Below are 25,087 nucleotides of genomic sequence, written 5' to 3' on the forward strand. Positions count from 1 at the left end.
GCCGGCCGCGCCTGAATCTCGGGCGCGAAACATCGCTGACAAACGGAAATAAGCCATATGACCAACCCGCCTGCTCCCCCCGTTTCCGTCACTCCCGGACTCCGTCTGCTCTACTCGTCGCGCGTCGGGATCGCGACGCCGCACCAGCTGGGCCGTTCCCCCTACGGGGAGCGACGCATCATCAACATCAGCGGCGGAGAGTTCGCCGGGCCACGCCTTAGCGGTCGCATTCTTCCAGGCGGCGCCGACTGGCAAGTGGTGCGCGACGATGGCGTGGCCGAGGTGGATGCCCGCTACACACTGGAAACGGGTGAAGGCGACCTCATCTACGTGTCCGACTGGGGATTGCGGTATGGCCCCGCGGATGTCATCCAACGGTTGAGCCGCGGCGAAGACGTTGATCCTGGGAGCTACTATTTTCGTACCACGCCCCGCTTCGAGACGGGCTCACAACGCTACGATTGGCTGAACAGGATGGTCGCGGTCGCGGTGGGCGAACGACGCCGCAACGAAGTTGTCATCACCGTCTACGAAGTAACCTAGAACCTGTCTCGGAATCCCAACGAGCGACCGGCACAGCTCGCTGGGATTTTTCAATAGGTTCTAATAACCGCCCTTCTTACCGGTGCCAACGTAAGTGAAATCCCATTCCAGTTTGAACGGCACCCACCACTGACCGACCCCGGTCTCCTTATCGAAATGGCGGTAGAACCCCTGATAAGCAGGCGGAGTAATGTGGTAGGTGAGATGGTATTTGCCCGGGCCGTCCATTTTGATATTGGCGCCGTAGTGCGGCCCATCGGAGGCGACCATCGGGTGAAAGTGGCCGACGCTCTTCCAGTCTGTCCCCACCTTCGCGACCATGTAGGTGACACCCAGGTAGGGGATCCACTCCCCCTCACCAAAACCGTTGGTGTTGCCTTTCATGGCATGAATATCGGCCTCCAGATGGATATCCTGCGGCTCCATCATGCCCGGCATCATCGGCTCCATCTTCACGGCCTGGAGGTAGATCGCGGCGATCTCCATCCCGTTGATCTCCATGGGTTCACCAATCGGCACCTCCCCTGCCGACGCGACACCGCTCATGCTCAAGGTCGCCGCCACCAGGATGGTTTTCATTGACTGTTTCATACTCGATTGCTCCTCTTTCTTGACGCGAATACGGCTTATTCTCGTTAATGAAGCCAAAAAAACACTGGTCAATTCACAACCCGAACAACGCCGGCCACCAGGCCAATCCCACCACCAGACTACCCGCAACGCCCGGCACCATGGCCAGTGCACGCCCTCGACTCACGCCCTGGTTGCGCAGAATGCGCAGCCCCAGATGCAGGCTCCACACCAAGCTCACCGCAAATAGCGCCTGCTTGATGAGCTGGAGCGCTAAACTCGACAGTCCCAACCACGCCATCCCATTGAACAACTCCCCGCCCAGCCCGATGATCAGCGACATCATGGCCACCGGTGTGTATTGGTAGCCGAGTTCGATGAAACGTTCGCGAAACTGCCGTTGCCCGCCCGCCCTGCCGGCCAACCAGCTGGCAACTGCGGTGGTGAAGGTGAGCAATATTCCCAGCAGCAACGTGCAGAACACCATGAATCCAACGATGGTGCCGAAATCCAGCCAGGTGAATACCTCACGCCGCTCGGGGTGCACCGACATCAGCCACCACGGACCTGGTTCGAGCAAGCCGAACCAGCCCTGCTCGACAAACCATTCTCCGATGCGTTGGCGCAACACCTGGAACTGCGGCAGCACCAGCCACAGAAATCCGCCCACAGCCATTCCAGTCCCGAGGAAAAGGAACCACACTTCATAGGGATTGGCGTTGTGCTCGCGAATCTGCTCAATCTCTTCACCCGGAGCACGCAAACGCAGATAGAGCCCGCCCTTTTTCGCGCCGGGATGAACGCAACGGAAACACTCGATGCAGTGACGCGATTCGGTCTTGTGGGCCACGTCGATCATGGTCGGACAGGGGCCGGTTTGGATATAACGCTCACCGCCCGGTTTCTGCCTGCGCGGCGCCAACTGTACCGCACCCAGTCGCGAGAAAACGCCCAGCAGCAGCCCGATGGGACACGCATGACGACACCACGCGCGCTTGTTGCGCCCGTACAGAAACCCGATCAGTATCGCGGCCAGCAACGTACCGCCGAAGATTTCGGCAATCGCTTCGGGGTGATCGCGTACCCCCGCCGTTTGCCCCAAGATCGTAATCAGCAGAAAACTGATCAGCGGCGTGCCCTCCCAGCGCAGCCAGTTGGGGATAGGCCGTTGCAGGCCTTTTTTATTGGCCCACTCCGAAGCGGCCCCCATGGGACACAGCAGCCCGCACCAGCTGCGGCCGGTGAAGATGACTGAGAGAAAGACCAGTGGAAACCACAGCCCCCACATGGCGTAGTTGGCGAAAAGGGTGAAGTGGGAGAGAGGCGTGGCGGTTTCGGCGGGCTCATCCAAAAAGACCGGTAGCACTACGAGCGCCAAAAACCCCACGAACATGACCCCGTGGATCCAAACCAGCTGCGGACGATGGTGCACGAAGAAGCGCTCAAGACTCTCCGCCAGGCGCTTCCACGACGAACTGGTGGATGGGGAAACCTCAACCCGAACGGAAATCTCCGCCAAACGTTCGCCTGCCGTACTCATCCGGACGGAACCACGGCACTGCGCTGACGGCGCATCCACCACCACGCCGCCGCCACCAGCGCGAGCACGACCAACACCCCTTGTGCGGCTACACCTTCCCAGGAGGGGAACAGCCCCAGCCACGGCCATTGAGGAATACCGGGGGCCGGCGTGATGGAGATCCAGCCCGCCTCCTGCAGCTCCAGCACGCCACTGCCAGCGAACGAGACCGCCAGGTAGTAGAGCAACGCTGCGGTCACCGCGAAGAAGAGCCCCAGCGGCAGTCGGAACGCGGCGCCGCGCATACCCCAGTAGACGGCCGCCAACGCAAGACATGCGGCGGCGAAGCCGGCGAGAATGGCTATTCCCTGTCCCTCGGTCTGCCCCGCAAGCGCCTGGTAGAACAGGGCGGTTTCCGCCCCTTCGCGGTAGACCGCGAGGAAGGCGGCTGATCCCAACGCGAGGAGGCTGCCCCGCGACAACGCCTTGTCGATCTGGCCACGCACATAGGCCTGCCAGCGCACCGCTTCACGCTTCGAGATGAGCCAATAGCTGACGTAGAAGAGGACTGCGGCGGCGATCAGCAGGGTGACGCCTTCCAGTGCCTCCTGCCCAGCGCCGGAAATCCGCAACACCACTGTCAGCAGGTAAGCAGTGGTCAGACTCGCCACCAACGCCCAACCGACACCGTGATAGATCACGCGTATCCTGTCGGCGGCACCCACCTTGCGCAGATAGGTGGCCAGGGCCGTAATCACCAGGATCGCCTCGAAACCTTCACGCAGCAGGATCAGAAACGATTGCAGCCCGGCGGTCCAGAATCCGCTGTGCACAGGCTGCCCAAAATCGCGGACCGCCGACTCCAGTCCCTCTTTCAACGCCTGCCAGGCGGCAACCACCTTCTCCCTGGGCTCACCACTGCCGGCGGATCCAATGACGGCAGCGAACTGTGCCTCCAACGCTGTCTTGCGCCGTGGCTCGCGCAGGCCTATCACCTGCTCCATGCCACTGCTCTCAAAGACGTCGAAATAGAGATCGGAGAATCGATCCGCACTGGCGACACCGTTGCCGGGATCGTAATCCTCTATGACCACGTCGCCTGCTTCGTTGAGATGCGCAACGACAGCCGCAAAATCCACACGAACGGGTTTTTCAGCATGACCAGCGCCTGCCCAGACCAGCAACACCGCGATACTTAACACACGCCAATCTCGCAGCACGGTCATTGCCCTGTCTGAAAGACCTCAGGAGGAATCTGCGCGGCATCGAGGACTTTCGCATCGCGCACCAGTGACGCCATCAAACCCTCGATATCGCCCTGCACTTCGTCAATCCCCACCCCCTGTTTAATCGCCTTGCGTAGAGCACCGAACTGGCGTTCGACAAGATAGTTGTACTTGGCTCCCTGCTCGATTCGCATGGCCGCTTCCATCTTGCTGCCTTCAAAGGCCCCGAAGTACGCCTGCGTTACCTGGCGTCGCGCACCTTCGGCATCGCCTCCCTGATACAGGATCAGCGCCTGGTGTAGCTCAGCGTTTACCTGGCTTGCCACACCTTGCCAGTACCCACCGCTGGCCAAGGCTGTCTCCGCCTTCAGGGTCGACGCCAACAACGTCCCCCAGACCAGTACGCCCAATACTCTTATCTTCAGAGAATGTGATCGAAACGACGCCACAGCACTTCTCCATTACCATTCTTGATGGGAATGATAATGGTTCTCATTACTAATAACAACATAGTGCTTTAGTAAGGTTTTCGGTGAGTCCCTTCCTGGGCACTGGCGGGAATCCAGCTTGCCGCCTGAAAGGTCAATGTCGAATGCCGCCGAACGATGGTTTTCGACGTCTGCGACGCTAAGCATCCCTGACCCGCAACCACACTACCCGCTGCTTTTAATACGTGTGCCCCATAAAAAAGGCCGGGCATTGCGCCCGGCCTGTTTCGGAACTGTCGATCCCGCATTGCGGTATCGTATCCTTCGTATTTTCCCTGGGTACTCTCAGCGTGTGTTGAGAATAACGTCAGTCCGGCGGTTGAGACGCCGACCATCGGCAGTCGTGTTAGCCGCAATCGGCTTGTCCGGTCCGAATCCGATGGCGTTGATCAACTCAGCACTGAAACCGCCGTTGTTGACAAGATATGCCTTGACCACGGCGGCTCGCTCCTGCGACAGCACCTGGTTGACAGCCGCGGTGCCGCTGGTGTCGGTATGACCCTCCACCGTCATGCTTCCGGCATCGACAATACGCGATGCCTGCATCACCTTGGTCAAGAGAGGATAGTGCTCAGGTAAGACGTAAGCCTTGCCGACTTCGAAGTTCAGGCCCTTGAGCCGGATCAGCAAATCATTCCCTTGCCGATAGACCTCGGCCTCGTTCTTGGAGAACATCTGCTGGACCCGCGCAAAACGTGCTGCCAAATCCTTCTCGTTCTCTAGTGCGGCGGCTGCGCGCGCCTCTTCCGCGCTAGACTTGGCGATCGTTGCCTGGTACTCGGTTTCACGCTTAAGCGTTTCTGCAACTTCCCTGCGGCGCTGTTCCTGCAGGCTGCTCAGCTCAGAATTGAGGAATCTCTGGTTGTCCACCAGCACACGAACACGCTGCTGGATGTCATCCATATGTTGATCCAGTGTCTGCACTTGCCGATCCTGTGAATCGCCCGCCAACGTTGCATCGATCTTGGTCAAACCGCTGTCCACGGAACGTATCTGATCCTCGAGGCTGATCCCCCCCCAAGTCTTGACCTGCTGCAGAACAATGTTCAGGTAGGATGCACGGCGCAAGGTGTCGCTGGCCCGGGCCTGGATCTCCTGCGTGGCACGCGGATTGCCCGTAATGAACTTGTCGGTTGCTGCCAGACTGCTCTGTGCCTCCTTGAGCGAACGCGGCGCGTTGCGATGTGCACCGTTGTCGATGGCCGTGTCGATGAGTCGACGTGCTTCGCCCAGGGTGTGCTCTTTGATGGCCCGTAATTCAAGTTCGCGGTAGACCTGAACAACGTTCTTACCGTCGTTGCGTGCACTCGACAGGTTCTCGTTCTCGACATCCTCGCCAAGCGCCCTGAACCGAGCCTCGACAGAACCGAAATCACGTCCGTATAGCTCTGCGGCACCCGCAGCGATCGCATCCTTACGCGCCTGATAAGACTCGGCGAGTTCCGTGCGGGCGATACCGGCAAACCGGTTGGCTTGTTCCAGCTCAGCCCTGCCACGGGCGACGGCTGTGAGCATGGTTTGAATGTCGCCACCGCGCTCGCGCAATCCGGCAGCCTCAGAGCTGCTGGCATCGGCACGTGCGAACCAAGTCGGTGAAAATAGATGAACCTCATTTTTTCGCGCAGTGTCGAGCGCCTCTTTCAATGATTTGATCTGCGCTGTGGGATCTGAACTCAGCGCAATCGGCTTGACCTCAAGCGCTGGTGCGCAGGCAACGATCCAGGTCGTGGTCGCGATCATGGCGATCAGGCGTACCAGCCATCCGCTGTGGGCGCGCACGATGTGATCCGGCCCAAGATACCGTTGAGAACAGGAGGCATTCATGTGGGTAAACTCCTTTTGCCTAGAGGGATGCTGCCTGAACAGAGGTAGAGGACTTCGACTTCTCCCTATTCCAACGTCTGGGCGCCGCGCATTGTAGCGCTCTTTCCAAAAAATAGATCTCTAACGAAGACTCATTTTGACCGATCACTTGAGCTGGCGCCCCTCTTTTTGAGAGAACTTACCCAGAGAGTGGATCGCGCCTCTCTTGGCGGCCCCAGCGGTCGTTTCGCGACCTCACTGTCTAAAAAACCGGCCATCGCCCACCTGGGCATGAGGAAGGATCCGATGAGGGATGGGTCGGCCACCGACCATTGCGCAGGCAGAGCCCCGTTCGGGCGATGCCCGATGCGCGCGGCAAAAGGCGAACTGAGGAATACACCAAGGGAATTTGGTGGGCCGTGTAGGATTCGAACCTACGACCAATTGATTAAGAGTCAACTGCTCTACCAGCTGAGCTAACGGCCCATTATGTTTTCTGGGTTGACCAGAAACCTGTGTAAACAATCTCTGATTGGGGGCTGAGCGAATTTAGGGTTACTTGCTCTGCCGATGGTGCCGACCGCCCCGCGCGAGGCTGCATAGTAAACCAGAAACATTGTTTCACCTCAAGGGTATAGAGCGGGCAGGAATGGTAATATCCCCCGCTGTAATCAAGCTTACGGCGACCACTTCCTTGGATCTTTCGCTACTTTCCGCCATGCTCATCGGCCTTTTCAGCGCAGTTCACTGCCTGGGTATGTGCGGCGGCATCATGGGCGCGCTCACCTTCAGTCTCCCGGCTGAAACACGGCAAAAATCCGGGCACCTGGCGCTCTACATCGCGGCCTTCAATGTCGGTCGAGTTGCCAGTTACGTGGCCGCCGGCGCCTTATTGGGCGCCATTGGCGAGACCTTCTATCACGTCGTCAATCTGCCGCTGGCCCACTACACGCTGCAAACCATCGCCGCACTGCTATTGGCCGGTATCGGTCTCTATCTGGCCGGATGGTTTCCCAGATTCGCCCTCATCGAACGCATCGGTGTCCCAATCTGGCGCCGGCTCGAACCCCTCGGCCGACGCCTGGTGCCGGTGCGATCGCTGCCGCAGGCGCTGCTCTACGGCATGATCTGGGGTTGGCTGCCTTGCGGATTGGTCTACACCACGTTGTTGATGACGCTCGCCGCGCCAAGCGCGCAACAGGGGGCGCTCTTCATGCTGGCTTTCGGGCTGGCAACCATACCTGCCGTGGTCAGCGCGGGTATCCTAACTGGGTGGGTGACACGCCTGACACGTTTGCCCTATCTTAGACCCGTGGTGGGGAGTCTCTTGATTGCCATGGCATTGGCAAGCATCGCGGTGCCGGGACTTATCGGGTCGATTCCCGCCCCTACTCATTGACACGATGGAACTGACACCATGAACGCATTTGAACGGTTGTTGGTCGGAGAATCTCCCGAACTCAAAGCGCTGATCAGGACGGCGCAGATCGCGGCGCTCACCGATGTGCCGCTGATGATCATCGGCGGCAGCGGCAGCGGCAAGACGCTGATGGCCCAAGCTGCTCACCAGCACAGTCCGCGCTACCGCGGTCCAATGATCGAGCTCAACTGTGGACTGCTCGAACTCGAGCGGCTGGAGAACGGTTGGAATAGCGCTCGCGGAGGAACCCTGGTGCTTGAAGATCTGGGTGACCTGCCCAGCGCAAGCCAGGCGCGGCTGCTGATGTTGCTTGAACAGAACCCCGAGACCCACACCCGCGATACGAAAGGGCAGGTGCAGAATGTTCGCGTGATCACGACGCTGGGCAGCGATCTCTTCGAGCGCGTCGAGAACGGACAGTTTCGCCGTGATCTCTATTTCCGTTTGAAGGTCGTTCCTCTGGAACTGCCTGGCCTCAAAGAGCGCACCGGAGACGCGTCGTTTCTGTTCCAACACATCACCTTGGAATTTGCGCGCCGCTACCAGGTGAACCGGCCTTACCTGACCCGCGGTGCAGAACAGGCTATCGCCCGTTACAGCTGGCCAGGCAATGTGCGCGAACTCAAGAATCTGTGCGAGCGCATGGTCATTCTCTTGGCGGGCAAGGCGATCGACGTCACCAATCTACCGCGCGAAATGCAGGAACCCGCCCAGCAGAACACCCGTTTCCAGTTACCGGACTCGGGGTTGAGTCTTGATGATCTGGAAAGGGACATGATCAAGCAGGCACTCGAAAGAACCGTCGGCAACCGCAGCCGTGCGGCCCGATTGCTCGGTATCACGCGTGATACGCTGCTGTACCGATTGAAGAAGTACGCGATCCAATAGTCAGCCGTCTCAACAGAAAAAGGCGGTCTTGGACCGCCTTTTTTCGTTCCACCCGCGACCGACGCCCGTCACCTGTGCCCCGAAGGCGCGTGTCCCTCCGAATTGCCGTCACTTCTGCTCACGGTGAACTCCACCGTCTGCCGGGTTCCGTCGCTGAACACCAGATCGATCGCAACCTGATCACCGAGTCTCAACGGCCGCTTGGGCCGCAGCAGCATCAGGTGGTAACCCCCGGGTTCGAAGATCAGCTCAACGCCCTTCGGTAACTCGATTCTCTGGCGGTGAATCATCATCGCCATGCCATCTTTGGTGACAGTCTGATGCAGCATGACGCTCTGGAAATCGTCGCTCTCCGCACTTACCAGTGTCTTCTGCGAGGAGTGGTTGCGGATCTTCATGTACCCCGCCAGCGCTTTTGCGGTGGGCGGCGCCTCACGAATCCACGGGCTTTCGATCACCACACCCCTATCGACAGCATGTGCCCAACTCATCGTCACCACCATCGCCATCGGGAATACCAGCTTCTTCAAAACGCGCATAACTCAATCTCTCTCATACACTCGAATGCAAGGCGCCCAACGATAACGTAATGCATGTAGCGGAGAAAGCGTACTCAGGCGCAAAAGGGCGAGAATTCCTCGGAATCAGTCTGTGCCCTGGCTGAAGGAATGTGATAGGCAGGGACCCGCTATCAGGCGGTCGGCGCCAATCCCGGCTTGGGCCTGTCAGCGCAATGAAAACTCCATGCCGAAGCGGATCGGCATCGGGCTTTCGACCTCGGCGGGCACCGCTGGCATCGGCAGGGCGTTTTTGACGGTCTGTTCGGCGGCCTGCGCCAGTATCGGATGTGACGCCTGCCCGTTCACCCGCAACGCCTCGATAGAGCCGCCGCGATGCAGGTTGAAGCTGACCTCGACCACGCCACCCAGGCGTCGGCGCCGGGCTGCATTGGGGTAGTGTTTGTGTTGCTCGATATGGGCGATCAGCAGGCCGAGGTAGGTCTGACGCGCCTGTTCGACCAAGGCGGAATCACCCTGAGGCTGAACGGCTGCCGCAACCGGCACGCCGGTCGGCTTCCCGGCCGCAACAGACTTCTGCGGCGGGGGTGGCGGCTCAGCAGGCCGGGGTACAGGGCGCGGCTTCGATTTCGCCACCGGCTCGGGTTTGGGCCGGGGTTTTGGCTTCGGTTGAGGTTTTGGGGATTGCGGTTGGGGAGGCGGCGATTTGCGCACCTCCCTGACGGGTTGCGGCACCGGTTCGGCCGCGGGCGGGGGAGGCACCGGCCGGGGCTGGGTGCGAAAGGTCAGTCTGGTGGCGCCGGCCTGCACCGCCTCGCGTCCCTGTGTGGCGCTGATCAGTGTCGATTTCTGCAGCAGCAGACCGCCATGAAGCAGCAATGAAGCGGTCAGGGCAACGCCCCAGATACCCGTGTCGCGCTGGATCATGGTTCCTCGGTCACGACATCGACGCCCAGCGCACCCGCCCTGCGGGCCGCGTCCAACACCTGCACGGTGACGTCGAGCGTGGCGCGCCGATCTCCCCGCAACCGCACCTTGCGTTCCGCGTTGCCGCTGAGCGCGTTGCGAATGACTGTTTCCAACTCCTTCGCTTCGACGAAGTGGTTGCGCACCCGCAAGCGGTTCTGCTCATCCACCACCACCTCGAGCACCTCCTCCTCTTCAAGCGCCATCCCGCTCTCGGCCGCGGGCAGATCGATCTGCAACGACTCCTCGCGCACGAAATGCGAGGTCAGCATGAAAAAGACCAGCATCAGAAACACCACATCGATCAGCGGCGTCAGATTGGGCACCAGGCTCGTTCGCCGCCGCCCTTCAAACTGCACGGATCACGCCCTCGCGGTGATGCACCGCTGCTTCATCCTCGGGTACGACAGCCTGCGGGAACTGCTCGATGATCAGAGAGGCATAGCCGCGCATCGATTGCGCACGCCGATCCGCAATGCCCTCCAGCAGGTGCAGCGCCAGCAGCACGGGTATCGAAACGGCGAGCCCCACTCCGGTGGTGACCATCGCCTCCCAGATCCCCCCCGCCAGCGCCTGGGCATCGACGCGCCCGCCGGCCTGTTCGATGACCATGAAGGCCTTGATCAGCCCGAGTATGGTGCCGAACAGACCGAGCAGCGGTGCGGTATTGCCCAGAATGGCCAGCGTGCGGAATCCCCGCTCCATGCGTTGCTGCTGCTCGGAGCCGAGTCGTATCGCCACCAGGGTCAGGTTCTTCACCCCCGCCTCCGCCGCCTGCACGATACCGCGCACCACGGCAACTTCGGGCCCCGCCAAACGCTCCAGCAACTCGCCCGCCCTGCCCTCGTTCAACGCCGCCAGCAGATCGCGCTCGAACCGGCGTGGAGGTCTGCGCATCGATGCCAGTTGCAGCAGACGCTCGATGATCAGCGCCAGCGCAATGCAGGAGTAGGCCGCCAGAATCCAGACGACTATCCCGCCTTTGGCGAACAGCGCTTCCAGGCTCATGGCTGCACCCAGCCGATAGCCGTCACTATGCCCAGCAGGATGAGCAGCGCACCCGCTCCCCCTTCGAGGGCCGTCTTCCAATGCTGCAGATGGCTGCGAATCTCCGCGCCCAGATAAGCGATGAGGGTCCCGAACAGCACCAGGGGAATCAGTACCGCACCGACGCCGAAGGCAAAACCCAGCGCCGCACCGGAGGCGGCCTCCGCCGTCGCCGCTGCGGCGACCAGCACGGTGCCAAGCGGCATGCAGGGATTCAACGCCATCCCCACCCCCATGCCGAAGAGTCCCAGGGGCAGACCGCGCTGTCCGGCACGCGGCTTGCCCCGCGATACGGACGGTTTGGCGCAGTCGGTTCTAGCGCGCCGGCTGCGCCACACCACGAGCACCCCGACGATCATCGTTGCACCGCCCAACGCGGCACGCCCCGGTTCGCCGATAAGCGCCTCGCTGAGCACTTTTCCGGCGGCGCCGGCCACCGCCGCCAACAGCGTATAGCCCACCAAGCGGCCGAGAAAAAACGGTGTCACCGTGCGCCAACTGCGGCGCATCCCGCCTTCATTCATCAGCAGCACCGGTCCGAGGAACGGCAGGCACGTGACGTTGCAGGGGCCTGCACCGAAGGCCAGTCCCATCACCAGAACGGCCGGCAGGCTGAGTGCAAGCGGCTCCATCGGCTCAACCCTCCGCGGAAACGGCGCGCCGCCGTTTGCCGTTGCGCAGCAGGTTCAGAAGATTGAACCGTTCCCAACGATTCTGCGCCTGCTTGCGCCGCTTGAAATAACCGGGATCGGCGCGAAAGATCGGGATCACGGCGTACTTGAGGCTAAGCACGTCCTTGTCGGGACAGAATTCGACGCAGCGGCCGCAGAGCGTGCAGTCGGCGAACAGCACATCCTTGCACTCCATCTCGGTATGCACCTCACGGATATCCATCGGGCAGGCCACGGCGCAGAGACCACATTTGTTGCAGCGTGGCTTGGCGTTCTTGACCAACCGCACCAGTCCGATTTTGCGAAACACCGCGTGCAGCGCGAGCATCGGACAGATACGGCAGAAGGGCTGGCGCACCTTGAGTGCCAGCGCCACCATGAGTCCGAACAGGAAGGTGCCGATGACGGACAGCACCACGTAGCCCACGCTGGTGTTATCGACCACCAGCTGCGACGTGTCGCCGCTCGCCAGGGTGGTGAGAATACGGCTCGGGCAGATGCTGCAATAGGGACTGCCCAACTCGCGACCTACCACGCCAAACCCCGCCAGCAAGGGAAAGACGAACACCAGCAGCACGAGTACCAGCCATTTCACCGGCCGCACCCGCTGCACGGTGGACTCGGGCAGACTCGCCTGCGTCTCGAGGCCCAGCTTCTGACCCACCAGGGTCACCATCTCCTGGAAGAACCCCAGCGGGCAGATCCACCCGCAGAACGCCTTGTTGAGCACAACGAAAAACAGCAGAAAGGTACCGAGCGTGAGCAGTGTCGGCATGAACGCTGCCACCACCGATCCGCCGGCAGCGAGAACCGCACCCACCCGGTGATCCATCTGATGCTGAAGCGGAATCAGCACGCAGTAGTCGGCGGTCTCCAGATCATAGGCACACGCCAGCGCTGGAAATGCCGCGCTGATCTTGTCCGCCAGATAAAACCCGACCACCGCCGAGCCATAGACCAGGAACAGGAACGCTGCCAGCTGCACCAACTTGCGGATCACCGAGAGGTTAAACAGCGGATTCATGACGTTACCCCCTTCGTTGGTGTTGCCTCCCGCCGGCGCGTCAGCCCCAGGATGCCCAGGCCGACCGCGAATCCGGAGAGCGCAGCGGCCAGCCCCGCACTGTTCGATTGCCAGTGCTGGGGATTGACGTAGTACGGCGCGCTCAGGCTGGTTCGGTATTCTTTGCCGTTCTCGGTATGCCGGGCGCGGAGCACGAAATCGGCCGGCGGGTTGTTGCGGCGGCCGATTTCGATATGGGTGAAATCCTCGGGTAACCGCAGCTCGATGCGCCCCTCGCCATCCGTCGTCAGATCCGCTTGTGTGCCATTGGACGTTTCCAGGCGCACCGGTGTGTTGGCCAACGGCTGCCCGCGATAATGGAGCTGGTAATTCGCGATGCGATCCGACAGATAGCGCTGATGTTCGCGCACCAGGGGTGCGGGCACGATTTCCAGCGGCAGCTTGTCGATAGCCACCAGTTCTGCCGGCGAACGCCCCGCAGGCTTGCCGTTGAGATAGAGGTAACGTATCGCCGACTCGTGCAGATTCCCCTGAGTTCGTTCCGCCACGACCGCGTGATAGTTGTCGACCCCGGTGGGCCGCACTACCAGCGCATCGTTGTCAGCCTTCAGTTCGACACGTTGCAGATCGGAACGCCACATCGAAAGCTGCGCGCCTGCCGACCCGTGCAAGTTCAAGGTTTCCGGCCGGCGATGGCGGCCATGGCTGCTCTGATTGCCGCCCTTCCGTTTGGCGGTAACCGATGAGTCCGGCGGCGGAGCTTCTGGCGCCGGACCGTGCTGATGTAGATTCAACGTTGCCGGCGCTCTCCAGACCAGATCGGCAGCGGCTGTTGCAGGATTCGTGAATAGCACCATCACCAAAAAAACGCTTCGTGCATGATCTCTCATGCTTACTCCCCAGTTTGCAATGCAACGTATTTCTATCAGCACTCACTTAGCGCGTAAGAAACGGACCGGCTGCTCAGGTGCATCTCTCATTGACGACGTTGGAAAGATCTTCGGCTCCATAACTACCATCCTCGTTGCCGTCGCCATGGCAGCACTGGGTGTCGTGGTAGAACTCGTCGAAGGGGTTATCGATGCGGTCTTAAAGGGAATCGACTCCCCACGGGGGGTGCCGGGTTCCATGGTGAATCTCAATAGTGCGGCAAACGGTGCCTTAGATAAGACAGACGGTGAGTCCACCTGAGAAGGCGTACGGGTAGAGATACCTGATCGCATTTTCACTCCCCGTCAGTCGCTCTCACAACAGCCTGTGGTCTTGATCAGCGGGGAATACTAGCGTCTTGTATCTTTTTGAATAATCGGAGATTTAACTCACAACAGGTGATTTGGCGCAGTTTTGACGACACCACATGATATGCGTCAAAGATCGCTTGGTGAAAACCGAGAAACCGGTGGTAAGAAAAAAGAACAGCCCGGCGCGAGCCGGGCTGTTCTTTAGGGATTGGGGTGAACGATGGGAATCGAACCCACGACCGCCGGAATCACAATCCGGAGCTCTACCTATTGAGCTACGTTCACCACTGTAACCAGTTGCACGGGCAGAAGTGGTACGCCCGGCAGGACTCGAACCTGCAACCCTCGGCTTAGAAGGCCGATGCTCTGTCCGGTTGAGCTACGGGCGCATCGGTTGAATCGCACTGCCGCGCATCGGGATATTGGTCGGGGTAGAGGGATTTGAACCCCCGACATCCAGCTCCCAAAGCTGGCGCGCTACCAGGCTGCGCTATACCCCGTAAACACATGGTGGCCCACTCGCATCGCCCTGAACGGGCCGACCATCCCGCGCAAGATGGGCGATAATACGCAGGCCCCGCTGCGCAGTCAATTACGATGCGGCCCCGCGCCTTGCACGACGCTGCTAGTTTAACGCCTTGTTCGCCCAAAGGGCACCGTGCGAGAATCCAGGGCCTTTCCGCATCACCCGCAAGAGGAGCGCCATGACCGCCCAGCTCATCGACGGCAAGAGTGTTGCCGCCAGCATCCGCCAGCAACTGCGGGGCGAAATCGCGCAGCGGGTAGCCAGCGGCAAGCGGGCACCCGGATTGGCGGTGATCCTGGTGGGCAGCGACGCCGCCTCACAGGTCTATGTGCGCAACAAGCGCCGCGGCTGCGAAGAGGTGGGTGTGGCCTCCTTCTCCTACGACCTTCCGGCGGAAACCACCCAGGAGGAGTTGCTGGCGCGCATCGCCGAGCTCAACGCCAACCCCGAGGTGGATGGCATCCTGGTGCAACTGCCCCTGCCGGCGCACATCCACTCGGAGGCGGTCATCGAGGCCATCGATCCCGCCAAGGACGTGGACGGCTTCCATCCCTACAACGTCGGGCGCCTGATGCAGCGCATCCCCAAGCTGCGACCCTGCACGCCGTACGGCGTCATTCAGCTGCTTCAACGCACCGGCATCGAACTCAAGGGTAAGGAGGCGGTGGTGGTCGGTGCCTCCAACATTGTCGGACGTCCCATGACCCTGGAGCTGATGCTGGCCGGCTGCACCACCACGACCTGCCACCGCATGACCCGCGATCTGCCGGCACACGTAAAGCGCGCCGAGATCCTGGTGGTGGGTGTCGGCAAACCCGGAATAGTGAAGGGGGATTGGATCCGCGAAGGGGCGGTGGTCATCGACGTGGGGATCAATCGCCTGGAAGACGGGCGGTTGGTGGGTGACGTGGAGTTCGACGCCGCCCGCGAGCGCGCGGCCTGGATCACACCGGTGCCCGGCGGTGTCGGCCCCATGACCATCGCGGTGTTGCTGCAGAACACGCTGGCCGCGCAGAAGCTGCGCGAGTGCGAAATGTAGGACAGGTCAAGGGCTATGGACGCGTCGCGTTGCCTCCCTCGAGGCAGCGGCAGAACACTAAACATATGTAGGTTGGGTTAGCGCAGCGTAACCCGACATTTCCGAATCCTGGCACCAATCGTTGGGTTACGCTGCGCTAACCCAACCTACGAGAACACCCAGGTAGTGCAGGATTTGCGCGAGAGTTGATTACCGTTACTCTCGGCGCCAAGTAGTCCCCTGTGGGCCATCTTCCAAAACGATACCCTCCTTTGACAGTTGATCACGTATTTGATCAGCCAGCCCCCAGTTCTTCTCAGCTCGGGCGTCGTTGCGTTGCTTTATTAATTCTTCGATTGTGCTTTCGGACATATGATACGTAAGAGTTGCAGGATGACCTTTGACCTCATACCTTCCTGGCGACGCCACCATAACTGTTCGCTCTGGGCCACCTTTCAGCCAGGCGTCGGGGTCACACTGCAGCACCCCAAGCACCCCTCCTAACTCAACCAGAACACCGGCAAGCCGGGCCGTTTCGGCGGGCGCCTCATCGCGACAACGGTTGATCTCGCGCACCAGATCGAACAGCACCGACAGCGCCTCGGGGGTGTTGAAGTCGTCATCCATCGCCGCCGTGAAGCGTGCGTGGAAGTCGGTATCACCCGCCGCAGGGGCTGCGTCGATGCCGCGCAAGGCGGTATAGAAACGCGTCAGTGCGGCACGCGCGTGGTCAAGCTGTTCGGTGGAGTAGTTGAGCGGGCTGCGGTAATGGCTGGTGAGAATGAAGTAGCGGATCTCCTCGGCGCGGTACTTCTCCAGGATCTCGCGAATGGTGAAGAAATTGCCCAGTGACTTGGACATCTTCTCCTCGTTGACGCGCACGAAACCGTTGTGCATCCAGACGTTGACGTAGGGGTGGCCGGTCGCGCCCTCGGACTGGGCGATCTCGTTCTCGTGGTGCGGGAACTGCAGATCCTGGCCGCCGCCGTGGATGTCGAAATGATCCCCCAGCGTCGCGGTGGACATGGCCGAGCACTCGATGTGCCAGCCCGGCCGCCCCTCGCCCCAGGGCGAAGGCCAACTCGGCTCACCCGGTTTGGCGGATTTCCACAGGGTAAAATCGAGCGGATCGTCCTTGGCCTCCCCCACATCGACCCGTGCACCGGCGCGCAGATCTTCGATCTGCTTGCCGGACAGCTTGCCGTAGTCTTTGAAACTGCTTACGTCGTAATAGACATCGCCGTTGTCGGCGGCATAGGCGTGGCCCCTGGCGATCAAGCGCTCGATCATCGCAATGATCCCGGGGAGGTAACCGGTGGCGCGCGGCTCGAGATCCGGCGGCAGTATTCCGAGCGCCTCCGAGTCCTCGTGCAGGGCGCGGATGAAGCGCTCGGTCAGACGCTCGAAGGGCTCGCCCTTTTCCGCAGCGCGCTGAATGATCTTGTCGTCGATATCGGTGATGTTGCGCACATAGGTGACGTCGTAGCCGATGTGACGCAGATAGCGCACCACTACATCGAAGACCACCATGGCGCGCGCGTGCCCGAGGTGGCAGTAGTCGTAGACCGTCATCCCGCAGACGTAGATGCGCACCTTGCCCGGCTCGATCGGCGCGAAAACCTCCTTGGTGCGGGTGAGCGTGTTGTGGATCTTCAACATGGTGGCCTCATTCACCGCATACCGCGGCCGCTTCACGGAGCCGTAGAATCTTCAGGGCTTCGGGCATCAGCGCCATGAGGCGGCCAAGCTCCGGGCCGCCCGCCTCGCCCGTGAGCGCAACCCGCAGCGGATGGAACAACGCCCTGCCTTTGACACCCAGTTGCTCTTTCAACACCGCGCTGAGCCCGGCCAGATCGTTATGTCCCGCGGCGGCCGCGGCGGCGGCTTTGGTATAGAAGCCGGGGGTCGCTTCACGCAGCGCGTCCTGCGCCGCGTCGCTAAAGGGTGGTAGATCTCCGTAGACGACTTCGGACCAGTAATGGACATCGGCGGTGAACAGGATGTTGGGCCGCACCGTTTCCAGAAACTCGACGCGGTCGTGGCGCGGAATCGGGTTCAGGTTGTCGCGGCCAAGCCAGTCCATCAGTTCCCTTATTTCGCAGCGATCAACCGCTACCCGCTGCCAATGGCGCAACTGCCCCTCATCGAACCGCGCCGGGGCCTTTCCCAGACGTTGCAGATCGAATCCAGCGACCAGTTCATCCCAATCAAACAGTGCGTCATCCTCAAAATGATGACCGAGACGCGCCAGATAGGCATTGATCGCGGCGGGAAGGTAACCCTGCTCGCGCAGATCCACCAGCGTCGAACTGCCGTGACGCTTGGAGAGCGGCGCGCCATCGTCACCGACGATCATGGAGATATGGCCGTAGGCCGGGATGTTCAGATCCAGGGCCTGGAGCAGCAGAATCTGACGCGGGGTATTGGTCAGGTGATCCTCACCGCGCAGCACGTGGGTGACGCCCATCACTGCATCGTCGACCGCGTTGCTGAAAAAGAAGGCCGGGCTGCCCGAGGCACGACGGACAATGAAATCCCCGATGTCGGCGGTGGCAAAGCCCTGCGCACCGCGCACCAGGTCGTCGAAGGCAACGGTTTCGCCCTCAGGCACCCGAAACCTCAGCGTAGCCTCGTCACCCGCCTGCAGACGCCGTGTGGCCTCCTCTGGGGCGATGCACGCGCAGCGGCCCGAATAACGCGGCGGCCGCCCGGCCGAGAGTTGTGCCTTGCGCTCCAGTTTCAGCTCGCGCTCGGTGCAGAAGCAGGGGTAGACGCGTCCCGCCGCCTCCAGACGATGGAAGTAATCGGCGTAGACTGCATCGCGCTCGGATTGCCGATAGGGGGCATGGGGCGCCTCCGCTTCCGGCCCCTCCTGCCAATCGAGCCCGAGCCAGCGTAGATCCTCCTCCAGGGCGGCGATATAGGGTTCATCGCTGCGCGCGTGATCGGTATCTTCGATGCGCAACAGGAACACACCCCGCTGCTGGGCGGCGTAGAGGGCGTTGAATAGCGCGGTGCGCACATTGCCGAGGTGCAACCGGCCGGTAGGGCTTGGTGCAAATCGCGTTTTGATAGGTTTGTCACTGGGCTGGTCGTGCATCGCGCGCATACTACCGGAAAGGCCGAGGCTGGACAAAACGATACTCGACGCACCATTCACCCCTGCGCAACGAGGCCGGTTACGCCCTGTGAGTGAAAACGTCTATCATTTGGGTCACGGCCTCGCGCCCCGTCATAAACCCATAACCGATGGATGCCATGAAACATTTTGCTCGATTCCTGACTCTTGTTCTCTCCCTGACGGTCACTCCCGGCCTGCTGGCGGATCAAACCGACGTTAAACCCCGGATACGCATGATCACCAACCTCGGCGAGCTCGTCATCGAACTGGAACCCGGGCGTGCGCCGCAGACGGTCAACAACTTTCTCACCTATCTGCAATTGGGTTGGTACGACGGCACCATCTTTCACCGGGTGATCGATGGCTTCGTGATTCAGGGCGGCGGTTTTCACCCATCGCTTGAGGCCATACCCCAGCGCGACCCGATCCCCAACGAGTCCGGGAACGGCCTGAGCAACCGCACCGGCACCATTGCCATGGCCCGCACCCGTGACCCCCATTCGGCCTCCAGTCAGTTCTACATCAATCTGCGCGATAACACATCGCTGGACTACAAAGGCGGTGCAGACCCGAGCGGCTGGGGCTATGCGGTGTTCGGCCGCGTCGTGGAAGGCATGGAGGTGGTGAAGAAGATCGGCGGCGTGCCCACCGGGTCCAAGGGCCCGTTTCCGCGTGATGTGCCGCGTACCGACGTGGTGCTGGAGAAGGTCCTGTTGATCGAGACCGCCAAATCTCAGTGACGATGAACGTCGCCGACCGCCCCACACTGTTTATTTCCGATCTGCATCTGGATGAGGATCGACCGGAAGTGGTGGAGCTGTTCTACGCGTTTCTCAACCAGCGCGCCATGCGGGCGGCCGCTCTCTACATCCTGGGTGATTTCTTTGAGGTATGGATCGGCGATGACGACGATTCGCCCCTGGCCAGCACGGTGATCAAACAGCTGCGCCGCCTTGCCGATCGCGGCGTGCCGGTTTTCCTGATGGTCGGCAACCGCGATTTTCTCATTGGCGAGCGATTCGCCGAGATGAGCCGTTGTCGCCTGCTGCCCGAACCGAGTGTCATCGATCTTTTTGGGACACCGACGCTGCTGTTGCATGGCGACAGTCTATGCACCGACGATCGGGAGTATCAGGCGTTTCGCAAACAGGTGCGCGGCGCCGAGTGGCGCAGCGGATTTCTCGCCCGGTCGCTGCAAGAGCGCAGCGCGGCAGCTCGCGAACTGCGCACCGCAAGTCGGCGCAGATCGCGTGACAAGCCGCAGGCGATCATGGATGTCAACAATGGTGCGGTGATCGAAGCGCTGCGCACGCACGGTGTCTACCAGCTTATCCACGGCCATACCCACCGCCCCGCCATCCATCGTCTTGAAGTGGATGGAACATCGGCGCAACGCATCGTGCTGGGTGACTGGAACGACACCGCGCAGGTTCTGGTGTGTGGCGCCAACGGCAATCGACTCGAGACCTTTGGTAACCGGGCATCGGTAACGCCGCACTCTCCGGTGGACTGAGAGTCCGGCGTCGGCCCCGTCGCTTCGGCGGAGAGTTGCGTCTTGAACACCCATCGCGCCCGCGAAGAGGCGAAGAACGCCAGGGTACAGACCACCCGTGCCGCGCTGCCCGGTATCCCCCGTTTATTCTGCAGGGCGGCCGGGCGTGATTGGCTGATCCCGGACCGGCGCTTTCACCGCAATCACCAAATCCATCACATTGGTACCGGTGGGACCGGTCTGGATCAGGTCGCCGCTCGCCGCCAGGAATCGCCCCGCGTCGGCACGGTCGAGACAATCGTCGGCATCCAGTCCGTACTCGGCGCCGCGCGCCAGGGTCCCGCCGTCCACCAACGCCCCTGCCTCCTCGCCTGGACCGTCGGTGCCATCGGTACCCACCGCGAGCAACACCACCGACTCGCTGCCGGCCAGCACCTGCGCCGCCGCCAATCCAAAGCTTTGATTGCGCCCACCGCGCCCAGGATTCTCGGGCAGTTCGATAGTGGTTTCGCCTCCCCACAGGTATATCCCCGGTGCGCCCTCAAGGACCGACTGGGCGCACTCGTGTGCTTCGTTCACCGTATGACCGGCCAACAAAGCATTGTGTTGGAAGACCGTGTACCCCAGGGCCTGGCCGGCTTGTGCGGCTGCTTCACGGGCAGTCGCGTTGCTGGCGACGATCTGCATCGGAATCGCTGTAGCCACTGGCGCTTCATCAAGGCGGGTGGCGTTGATCAGCGCTCCCAGCCAATCCGGGAGATCGCTATCGGATTCAGAGCTCATCAGGGTGGTAACCAGCAAACCGGAGCCGATGCTTGCCGGGTCATCACCAGGGACATCGGAGATCAACAGGCATCGTGTGGCCCGCCCTTTCAGGTAGCGAACCAATCTCCCCCCTTTGATACAGGAGAGGCGCCGCCGTACACGATTCATGCGATGGATATCCCAGCCGCTGCCCAGCAACCACTGGTTGACGCGCTGGTAGCTCGCCAGGTCCACACCCGCAGGCAGTACTTCCACCAGACTCGATGCACCGCCGGAGATCAGAAACAGGAACTGCGCGTTCACCGGGGCGGCGGCCAGGAACTCGAGCAGCGCCTTGCCGGCCGCCAGACTTCCCGCGCCCGGCACTGGGTGCTCAGCCTCCAGTTGCGTAATTCGCACATCACCGTGCAACGCCGGATCCCGATGCCCCGTTTTGGTGATGACCAACGCGGCGACCAGCATGTCGCCCAACACATCACGCGCGCCCAGCGTCATCGCCGCGGCTGCCTTGCCGATGGCGACTACATAGGTACTTGCCATCAGATTATCGGCGCGCAGCGCCTCCGCCGTGCATTTGCGACCCTCGACCTGGCGGAGCGCGTTCGCGTAGATGGAGAGGGCGTGGTGCCGCAGCTCCGCGACGGCTGCCTGCCGCTCAGACATGCCGCGACCCGAGGATACCCAACCGCCCGTCGGCGGTGATGAATGGTTGTGCGACCTCTCTGCGCGAAACGTTCGCGCGCAAAACGACGCCGCTGCCAGCATCGTGCTGATTGATCTCGGCCATGCTGGCGTCAGACGGAATCAGGTCAGGTAATCCCCCATACAGCTCAGTACTCTGAAAATCGGTGCCTGTCCACGGTCGCGATGGTTCGTGGTTTCAGCACTCGGCGCCGTGCCTTGGCCGACAAGCTTGACCGTCAGCCGGTTCCGATCCCTGCCATCTTCCGCCATATTGAACGGCCGTAAATGCGGTTTCAGAGATCCTCGTCGTCGAGAATGATTGCGCCGTCTGCATCACGATTGACACGCGTCAGCGCAGGATGCTCACGCTCGAGATCTCTGAGCGCCAGTTCATGGCGCGAAATAATGCCTTTCTGTTCGCGCACCTGATCGGCCAACCTTTGGTTCTCCAACATCAGATCGCGATGTTCCAAGGCCTGCCTGATGGTTATCAACAGCTCCTGGTCATTCCAGGGCTTGCTGACGAATCGATAGATCTGCGCATCGTTGATGGCACCCAACAGTGCCGAGAGATCGGTGTAAGCGCTCAGAATCATGCGCGCCGCATCGGGCTGCACCTGGCGGACCTCTTTGAGAAATACGACACCGTCCATTTGCGGCATGCGGTAGTCCGATACCACCAGATCAAAGGCGACCTCGTCGATACGCCCCAATGCATCGAGTGGGTTGGTAAATGTCTCCACTTCAAACTCGTCGCCCCTGAGCAAGCGCTTTAGCGACTTCAGGACATTCTCTTCGTCATCAACCAGCAAAATGCGTCTCATCGCCCTCTCCTAACGGCGCACGATATAAAGTGTATAGCTTCGTCCTGCCTCGCGTTCGAAATCCTTCAACTTCTGGATAACGACGGCTTTCAACTCATAACCTGCACGCAACAACAACATCCCATCGAAGTGAACCAGATCCCGCGACAATGCCATCCCTTCCTTCAGGTCTGCTGTGAATAGGCGCATTTCATCGGAAATACTCGCGTCTTCCTCTGGCTCCACCCCCGCAAGGAACGCTGCCACCACCCGTTCATCGTATCGACCTCCAATGTTACTGCGCAGATAGGTGCGTGCCTCCTCATCAGTGAAGGTGCCATCGACCAGCGCACCCAGTTTTAGAGCATCGTAATCGCTGGCGACAGCCAGAATGCGGGCTCCGAGAGGAATCGCATCCTCTCGCAAACCATCGGGATAGCCTTGCCCGTCGTAACGCTCGTGATGACTGCGTATCATTCGCGCCGAATTCTGAAGAGGTTCCAATGCCACCAGAGCACGTTCTCCGATCAACGGGTGCTGTTCCATCTTCTTACGCTCGGCTTCGTTCAGCGACAGATAGGGTTTACCCAACACGCTATCGGGCAGAGTGATTTTGCCTATGTCATGCAGTAACGCTGCGAACTGCACATCCTGCACCTCGAGTTCGTCCAGCCCCAGGTGCTGAGCAATCTTGCTCGCATACTCTGCTACGCGACGGCTATGACCTGAACCTATCCCTTCGCGTTGTTCGAGCAGGCTGGCAAACACCTCCACCGCGACCGCATACGATTGTTTTAGCTCCTCGTAGGCGAGATCCAGCATATCCGCTGTCTGCTGCACCTCGCTGGTGCGCGCCTCAACCATTTTTTCGAGATTCTCATTAAGGTGCTTGAGCTCTTCATTCTGTTTTCTGGTGAGCGCCTCAAGACGTCGGCGTTCGTGTTCGAGAAGCTTCTGTTCGAGCGCCCGTCGCACCAGAAGCTTGATATCCTCATCGTTCCAGGGCTTGCTGACGTACTGGTAGATCTTGCCCTTGTTGACGGCTGCGACGGTCGATTCGATATCAGCATAGCCGGTAAGCAGAATGCGCATGGTTTTTGGCCAGCGTTTGGCGACCTGTTCGAGAAACTGGGCGCCGTCCATCTCCGGCATGCGCATATCGGAGATCACCACATCGACGGGTTCCTGAGCCAGCACTTCGAGCCCTTGGGCGCCACTGTCTGCCACCAGTACTTTATAACGCTCAGTGCGGAACAGCCGCTTTAGCGCGCTCAGTATGTTCTGCTCGTCGTCGACACACAGCAATGTCGGAGGGCGTGTGCTCGTCTGCGCTTGCGTTGTTGACGGAGTTTCGACTTCGTTGTTCACGCTGCGGACTCCTCAGTTTCAACTTTCGGTCCGTCAACCGGAAGAACAACCCGAAATTTTGTGCCGATGCCCAACGCGCTCTCAACGTCTATTTTTCCGCCATGCTTTTGCACAATGCCGTAGGAGAGGGACAATCCCAACCCCGTGCCCTTGCCCACCGGTTTAGTGGTGTAGAACGGATCAAATATCCGCGTCAGTTTATCTGCCGGGATACCATTGCCGGTATCCTGCACCTCTATCCATACGTGATCGTCTTCTGCTCCGGTACTGATCGTGATCGTACCTCGCTCCGCCATCGCTTGCGCCGCGTTGACGAGCAGATTCATAAACACCTGGTTCAACTGAGAGGTCATGCAGCGTACATGGGGCAGATCACCATAAACCTTGTTCACTTCAGCCTTGTACTTGACTTCGTTCCATACCACATTGAGCGTGCTGTCGATACCCGCGTGAATATCCGCCCACTCCCAATCACCCGAATCGACGCGCGAGAAATCCTTCAGGTCCTGGACAATCTTTTTGACCCTTGTGATGCCCTCATCGCATTCGTCCATCAGAGACTGGCAATCGTCGCGCAGATAAGCGAGATCGATCTGTTCCTTGAATTCGCGAAGGCTCTGGAGCAATTCCACTGATCCGCTGAGGTTCGTCTCCGCCTCTTCGTAGCGCTGCAGCAATTCCAGCAGGTCGCGCAGATATCCCCGCAGGGTTGACAGATTGGAGTTGACATACCCGATGGGGTTGTTGATCTCGTGCGCCACGCCCGCGGCGAGTTGTCCGATCGACGCCAGTTTTTCAGACTGCAGAAGCTGATTCTGCGCCTCTTCCAAACGATTGTTCAGCACTTCCAACTGCTGAATACGATGTTGCGACTCACGGTGCAGCTGTGCATTTTCCAACACGAACGTAAGCATATTAACCAAGGAGCCGCCCTGTTCCAGTGCCTTCTCGGTAAACGCTTCCACACCCTCTTTGCGATTGATTGAGATTACACCGAGCAGCCGCTGATCGGTCGTCAGGGGCCAACACATGGCGGAGTTGGCGCGTACGGTTTGCCTGGGACGAACGGGCAACTGAAAACGAGGGTCACTGGAGACGTCGCCATTGAGCAACAACTCCTGCCGGTTCTCCGCCACCCAGCCCATCACCCCTTTTCCCAGGGGGATCGTCTGGCCGATTGCCTCTTGCGGCAGTTCGATGCCGGCGACGATGGTGAGTAACTCGGTTGATGAATCGTAGCTCGCCAACGAACCCGTGTTGGCCTGAAAAGCGCGCACGACATGTTGCAATATCGCTGTCTGAGCCTCTGCAGGATCCTTATGGCGGCTGAGATCGCGTCCCAGTTTATAGAGGCTGAAGTACCAGCTCGCGCTATCCATCATCTCT

At 60.5% G+C, this 25,087-nt stretch carries 25 protein-coding genes and 4 tRNA genes; 7 read left to right on the forward strand and 22 right to left on the reverse strand.

Going from position 1 to position 25,087, the window contains the following annotated elements; genetic code table 11:
• Nucleotides 1-57 precede the first annotated feature (57 nt).
• On the forward strand, nucleotides 58-543 hold the full coding sequence (locus DWQ09_17530; GenBank protein ID KAA3626039.1) for a DUF3237 domain-containing protein: 486 nt from the start codon (nucleotides 58-60) through the stop codon (nucleotides 541-543).
• Between the two features lie 60 nt (nucleotides 544-603).
• On the opposite strand, the gene DWQ09_17535 is transcribed toward DWQ09_17530, so the two are convergent.
• From DWQ09_17535 to DWQ09_17560, 6 genes are all read right to left on the reverse strand, one after another.
• Nucleotides 604-1,134: a hypothetical protein gene (locus DWQ09_17535; GenBank protein ID KAA3626040.1), complete on the reverse strand. Its 531-nt coding sequence runs from the start codon at nucleotides 1,132-1,134 to the stop codon at nucleotides 604-606.
• A gap of 73 nt (nucleotides 1,135-1,207) precedes the next feature.
• The gene (locus tag DWQ09_17540; protein ID KAA3626041.1) at nucleotides 1,208-2,653 is read right to left on the reverse strand and encodes a 4Fe-4S binding protein; all 1,446 of its coding nucleotides are present in this window, start codon (nucleotides 2,651-2,653) and stop codon (nucleotides 1,208-1,210) included.
• Nucleotides 2,650-3,858 (reverse strand): iron permease, encoded by a 1,209-nt coding sequence (locus DWQ09_17545; protein ID KAA3626042.1) that lies wholly within the window; start codon nucleotides 3,856-3,858, stop codon nucleotides 2,650-2,652. Before DWQ09_17545 ends, DWQ09_17540 begins: the two co-directional genes overlap by 4 nt.
• Nucleotides 3,855-4,268, reverse strand: coding sequence for a hypothetical protein (locus DWQ09_17550; GenBank protein ID KAA3626043.1), 414 nt, complete (start codon nucleotides 4,266-4,268; stop codon nucleotides 3,855-3,857). The genes DWQ09_17545 and DWQ09_17550 overlap by 4 nt, the downstream gene beginning before the upstream one ends.
• A gap of 363 nt (nucleotides 4,269-4,631) precedes the next feature.
• Nucleotides 4,632-6,170, reverse strand: coding sequence for an OmpA family protein (locus DWQ09_17555; protein ID KAA3626044.1), 1,539 nt, complete (start codon nucleotides 6,168-6,170; stop codon nucleotides 4,632-4,634).
• A 389-nt stretch (nucleotides 6,171-6,559) separates the two neighbouring features.
• Nucleotides 6,560-6,635, reverse strand: a tRNA-Lys gene (locus DWQ09_17560).
• A 208-nt stretch (nucleotides 6,636-6,843) separates the two neighbouring features.
• On the opposite strand from DWQ09_17560, the gene DWQ09_17565 reads away from it, so the two are divergent.
• Together DWQ09_17565 and DWQ09_17570 are read left to right on the forward strand one after the other, a co-directional pair.
• Entirely contained in the window at nucleotides 6,844-7,548 is a 705-nt protein-coding gene (locus tag DWQ09_17565) for a sulfite exporter TauE/SafE family protein (GenBank protein KAA3626222.1), read from the forward strand.
• Nucleotides 7,549-7,566: 18 nt separating this feature from the next.
• The gene (locus DWQ09_17570; protein ID KAA3626045.1) at nucleotides 7,567-8,457 is read left to right on the forward strand and encodes a sigma-54-dependent Fis family transcriptional regulator; all 891 of its coding nucleotides are present in this window, start codon (nucleotides 7,567-7,569) and stop codon (nucleotides 8,455-8,457) included.
• A 68-nt stretch (nucleotides 8,458-8,525) separates the two neighbouring features.
• On the opposite strand, the gene DWQ09_17575 is transcribed toward DWQ09_17570, so the two are convergent.
• The 7 genes from DWQ09_17575 to DWQ09_17605 all read right to left on the reverse strand — a co-directional run bounded on the left by DWQ09_17575 (nucleotide 8,526) and on the right by DWQ09_17605 (nucleotide 13,573).
• The gene (locus tag DWQ09_17575; protein KAA3626046.1) at nucleotides 8,526-8,996 is read right to left on the reverse strand and encodes a copper chaperone PCu(A)C; all 471 of its coding nucleotides are present in this window, start codon (nucleotides 8,994-8,996) and stop codon (nucleotides 8,526-8,528) included.
• 186 nt (nucleotides 8,997-9,182) lie between these two features.
• Nucleotides 9,183-9,902 carry an energy transducer TonB gene (locus DWQ09_17580; GenBank protein ID KAA3626047.1) on the reverse strand — a complete coding sequence of 240 codons (720 nt, stop codon included), beginning with the start codon at nucleotides 9,900-9,902 and terminating at the stop codon, nucleotides 9,183-9,185.
• Complete coding sequence (locus tag DWQ09_17585) at nucleotides 9,899-10,300, reverse strand: biopolymer transporter ExbD (protein KAA3626048.1); 402 nt, start codon at nucleotides 10,298-10,300, stop codon at nucleotides 9,899-9,901. Before DWQ09_17585 ends, DWQ09_17580 begins: the two co-directional genes overlap by 4 nt.
• A complete protein-coding gene (locus tag DWQ09_17590; protein ID KAA3626049.1) occupies nucleotides 10,290-10,949 on the reverse strand; it encodes a MotA/TolQ/ExbB proton channel family protein in 660 nt (219 codons plus the stop codon). The genes DWQ09_17585 and DWQ09_17590 overlap by 11 nt, the downstream gene beginning before the upstream one ends.
• Nucleotides 10,946-11,620 carry a sulfite exporter TauE/SafE family protein gene (locus DWQ09_17595; protein KAA3626050.1) on the reverse strand — a complete coding sequence of 225 codons (675 nt, stop codon included), beginning with the start codon at nucleotides 11,618-11,620 and terminating at the stop codon, nucleotides 10,946-10,948. Before DWQ09_17595 ends, DWQ09_17590 begins: the two co-directional genes overlap by 4 nt.
• Nucleotides 11,621-11,624: 4 nt before the next feature.
• Complete coding sequence (locus DWQ09_17600; protein KAA3626051.1) at nucleotides 11,625-12,683, reverse strand: 4Fe-4S binding protein; 1,059 nt, start codon at nucleotides 12,681-12,683, stop codon at nucleotides 11,625-11,627.
• Nucleotides 12,680-13,573: a hypothetical protein gene (locus DWQ09_17605; protein KAA3626052.1), complete on the reverse strand. Its 894-nt coding sequence runs from the start codon at nucleotides 13,571-13,573 to the stop codon at nucleotides 12,680-12,682. Before DWQ09_17605 ends, DWQ09_17600 begins: the two co-directional genes overlap by 4 nt.
• Here DWQ09_17605 and DWQ09_17610 point away from each other — a divergent pair.
• Nucleotides 13,572-13,874 carry a hypothetical protein gene (locus DWQ09_17610; protein KAA3626053.1) on the forward strand — a complete coding sequence of 101 codons (303 nt, stop codon included), beginning with the start codon at nucleotides 13,572-13,574 and terminating at the stop codon, nucleotides 13,872-13,874. The genes DWQ09_17605 and DWQ09_17610 overlap by 2 nt on opposite strands.
• 259 nt (nucleotides 13,875-14,133) lie before the next feature.
• Here DWQ09_17610 and DWQ09_17615 read toward each other — a convergent pair.
• The 3 genes from DWQ09_17615 to DWQ09_17625 form a co-directional block, all read right to left on the reverse strand.
• Nucleotides 14,134-14,209, reverse strand: a tRNA-His gene (locus tag DWQ09_17615).
• Nucleotides 14,210-14,236: 27 nt separating this feature from the next.
• A tRNA-Arg gene (locus DWQ09_17620) sits at nucleotides 14,237-14,313 on the reverse strand.
• A 34-nt stretch (nucleotides 14,314-14,347) separates the two neighbouring features.
• Nucleotides 14,348-14,424: transfer RNA gene (locus DWQ09_17625), tRNA-Pro, on the reverse strand.
• Nucleotides 14,425-14,628: 204 nt separating this feature from the next.
• Here DWQ09_17625 and DWQ09_17630 point away from each other — a divergent pair.
• Nucleotides 14,629-15,489 carry a bifunctional methylenetetrahydrofolate dehydrogenase/methenyltetrahydrofolate cyclohydrolase FolD gene (locus DWQ09_17630; protein ID KAA3626054.1) on the forward strand — a complete coding sequence of 287 codons (861 nt, stop codon included), beginning with the start codon at nucleotides 14,629-14,631 and terminating at the stop codon, nucleotides 15,487-15,489.
• A gap of 195 nt (nucleotides 15,490-15,684) precedes the next feature.
• On the opposite strand, the gene DWQ09_17635 is transcribed toward DWQ09_17630, so the two are convergent.
• On the reverse strand, nucleotides 15,685-17,127 hold the full coding sequence (locus tag DWQ09_17635; protein KAA3626223.1) for a cysteine--tRNA ligase: 1,443 nt from the start codon (nucleotides 17,125-17,127) through the stop codon (nucleotides 15,685-15,687).
• Nucleotides 17,128-17,134: 7 nt separating this feature from the next.
• The gene (locus DWQ09_17640) at nucleotides 17,135-18,568 is read right to left on the reverse strand and encodes a glutamate--tRNA ligase (protein ID KAA3626224.1); all 1,434 of its coding nucleotides are present in this window, start codon (nucleotides 18,566-18,568) and stop codon (nucleotides 17,135-17,137) included.
• Between the two features lie 158 nt (nucleotides 18,569-18,726).
• Between DWQ09_17640 and DWQ09_17645 the strand changes: the two genes are divergently transcribed.
• Both DWQ09_17645 and DWQ09_17650 read left to right on the forward strand, forming a co-directional pair.
• Nucleotides 18,727-19,329, forward strand: a complete 603-nt coding sequence (locus DWQ09_17645) for a peptidyl-prolyl cis-trans isomerase (GenBank protein ID KAA3626055.1) — start codon at nucleotides 18,727-18,729, stop codon at nucleotides 19,327-19,329.
• A 2-nt stretch (nucleotides 19,330-19,331) separates the two neighbouring features.
• Nucleotides 19,332-20,102 carry a UDP-2,3-diacylglucosamine diphosphatase gene (locus DWQ09_17650; protein ID KAA3626056.1) on the forward strand — a complete coding sequence of 257 codons (771 nt, stop codon included), beginning with the start codon at nucleotides 19,332-19,334 and terminating at the stop codon, nucleotides 20,100-20,102.
• 123 nt (nucleotides 20,103-20,225) lie between these two features.
• On the opposite strand, the gene DWQ09_17655 is transcribed toward DWQ09_17650, so the two are convergent.
• From DWQ09_17655 to DWQ09_17670, 4 genes are all read right to left on the reverse strand, one after another.
• Nucleotides 20,226-21,611, reverse strand: coding sequence for a DUF4147 domain-containing protein (locus DWQ09_17655; protein KAA3626057.1), 1,386 nt, complete (start codon nucleotides 21,609-21,611; stop codon nucleotides 20,226-20,228).
• 212 nt (nucleotides 21,612-21,823) lie between these two features.
• Nucleotides 21,824-22,354, reverse strand: coding sequence for a response regulator (locus DWQ09_17660; protein KAA3626058.1), 531 nt, complete (start codon nucleotides 22,352-22,354; stop codon nucleotides 21,824-21,826).
• A 9-nt stretch (nucleotides 22,355-22,363) separates the two neighbouring features.
• Complete coding sequence (locus DWQ09_17665; protein ID KAA3626059.1) at nucleotides 22,364-23,701, reverse strand: response regulator; 1,338 nt, start codon at nucleotides 23,699-23,701, stop codon at nucleotides 22,364-22,366.
• Nucleotides 23,698-25,083, reverse strand: a complete 1,386-nt coding sequence (locus DWQ09_17670; protein KAA3626060.1) for a GAF domain-containing protein — start codon at nucleotides 25,081-25,083, stop codon at nucleotides 23,698-23,700. The genes DWQ09_17665 and DWQ09_17670 overlap by 4 nt, the downstream gene beginning before the upstream one ends.
• Nucleotides 25,084-25,087: the final 4 nt, after the last annotated feature.

Source organism: Pseudomonadota bacterium (assembly GCA_008501635.1).
Classification (GTDB): Bacteria; Pseudomonadota; Gammaproteobacteria; order QQUJ01; family QQUJ01; genus QQUJ01.

What these genes read in the sequence shown, in the direction of transcription:
- DWQ09_17530 (KAA3626039.1), top strand. Translation starts at nt 58, where the DNA reads ATGACCAACCCGCCTGCTCCCCCCGTTTCCGTCACTCCCGGACTCCGT.
- DWQ09_17535 (KAA3626040.1), bottom strand. Translation starts at nt 1,134, where the DNA reads ATGAAACAGTCAATGAAAACCATCCTGGTGGCGGCGACCTTGAGCATG.
- DWQ09_17540 (KAA3626041.1), bottom strand. Translation starts at nt 2,653, where the DNA reads ATGAGTACGGCAGGCGAACGTTTGGCGGAGATTTCCGTTCGGGTTGAG.
- DWQ09_17545 (KAA3626042.1), bottom strand. Translation starts at nt 3,858, where the DNA reads ATGACCGTGCTGCGAGATTGGCGTGTGTTAAGTATCGCGGTGTTGCTG.
- DWQ09_17555 (KAA3626044.1), bottom strand. Translation starts at nt 6,170, where the DNA reads ATGAATGCCTCCTGTTCTCAACGGTATCTTGGGCCGGATCACATCGTG.
- DWQ09_17570 (KAA3626045.1), top strand. Translation starts at nt 7,567, where the DNA reads ATGAACGCATTTGAACGGTTGTTGGTCGGAGAATCTCCCGAACTCAAA.
- DWQ09_17575 (KAA3626046.1), bottom strand. Translation starts at nt 8,996, where the DNA reads ATGCGCGTTTTGAAGAAGCTGGTATTCCCGATGGCGATGGTGGTGACG.
- DWQ09_17580 (KAA3626047.1), bottom strand. Translation starts at nt 9,902, where the DNA reads ATGATCCAGCGCGACACGGGTATCTGGGGCGTTGCCCTGACCGCTTCA.
- DWQ09_17590 (KAA3626049.1), bottom strand. Translation starts at nt 10,949, where the DNA reads ATGAGCCTGGAAGCGCTGTTCGCCAAAGGCGGGATAGTCGTCTGGATT.
- DWQ09_17595 (KAA3626050.1), bottom strand. Translation starts at nt 11,620, where the DNA reads ATGGAGCCGCTTGCACTCAGCCTGCCGGCCGTTCTGGTGATGGGACTG.
- DWQ09_17600 (KAA3626051.1), bottom strand. Translation starts at nt 12,683, where the DNA reads ATGAATCCGCTGTTTAACCTCTCGGTGATCCGCAAGTTGGTGCAGCTG.
- DWQ09_17610 (KAA3626053.1), top strand. Translation starts at nt 13,572, where the DNA reads ATGCTTACTCCCCAGTTTGCAATGCAACGTATTTCTATCAGCACTCAC.
- DWQ09_17605 (KAA3626052.1), bottom strand. Translation starts at nt 13,573, where the DNA reads ATGAGAGATCATGCACGAAGCGTTTTTTTGGTGATGGTGCTATTCACG.
- DWQ09_17630 (KAA3626054.1), top strand. Translation starts at nt 14,629, where the DNA reads ATGACCGCCCAGCTCATCGACGGCAAGAGTGTTGCCGCCAGCATCCGC.
- DWQ09_17635 (KAA3626223.1), bottom strand. Translation starts at nt 17,127, where the DNA reads ATGTTGAAGATCCACAACACGCTCACCCGCACCAAGGAGGTTTTCGCG.
- DWQ09_17640 (KAA3626224.1), bottom strand. Translation starts at nt 18,568, where the DNA reads ATGCACGACCAGCCCAGTGACAAACCTATCAAAACGCGATTTGCACCA.
- DWQ09_17645 (KAA3626055.1), top strand. Translation starts at nt 18,727, where the DNA reads ATGAAACATTTTGCTCGATTCCTGACTCTTGTTCTCTCCCTGACGGTC.
- DWQ09_17650 (KAA3626056.1), top strand. Translation starts at nt 19,332, where the DNA reads ATGAACGTCGCCGACCGCCCCACACTGTTTATTTCCGATCTGCATCTG.
- DWQ09_17655 (KAA3626057.1), bottom strand. Translation starts at nt 21,611, where the DNA reads ATGCTGGCAGCGGCGTCGTTTTGCGCGCGAACGTTTCGCGCAGAGAGG.
- DWQ09_17660 (KAA3626058.1), bottom strand. Translation starts at nt 22,354, where the DNA reads ATGAGACGCATTTTGCTGGTTGATGACGAAGAGAATGTCCTGAAGTCG.
- DWQ09_17670 (KAA3626060.1), bottom strand. Translation starts at nt 25,083, where the DNA reads ATGATGGATAGCGCGAGCTGGTACTTCAGCCTCTATAAACTGGGACGC.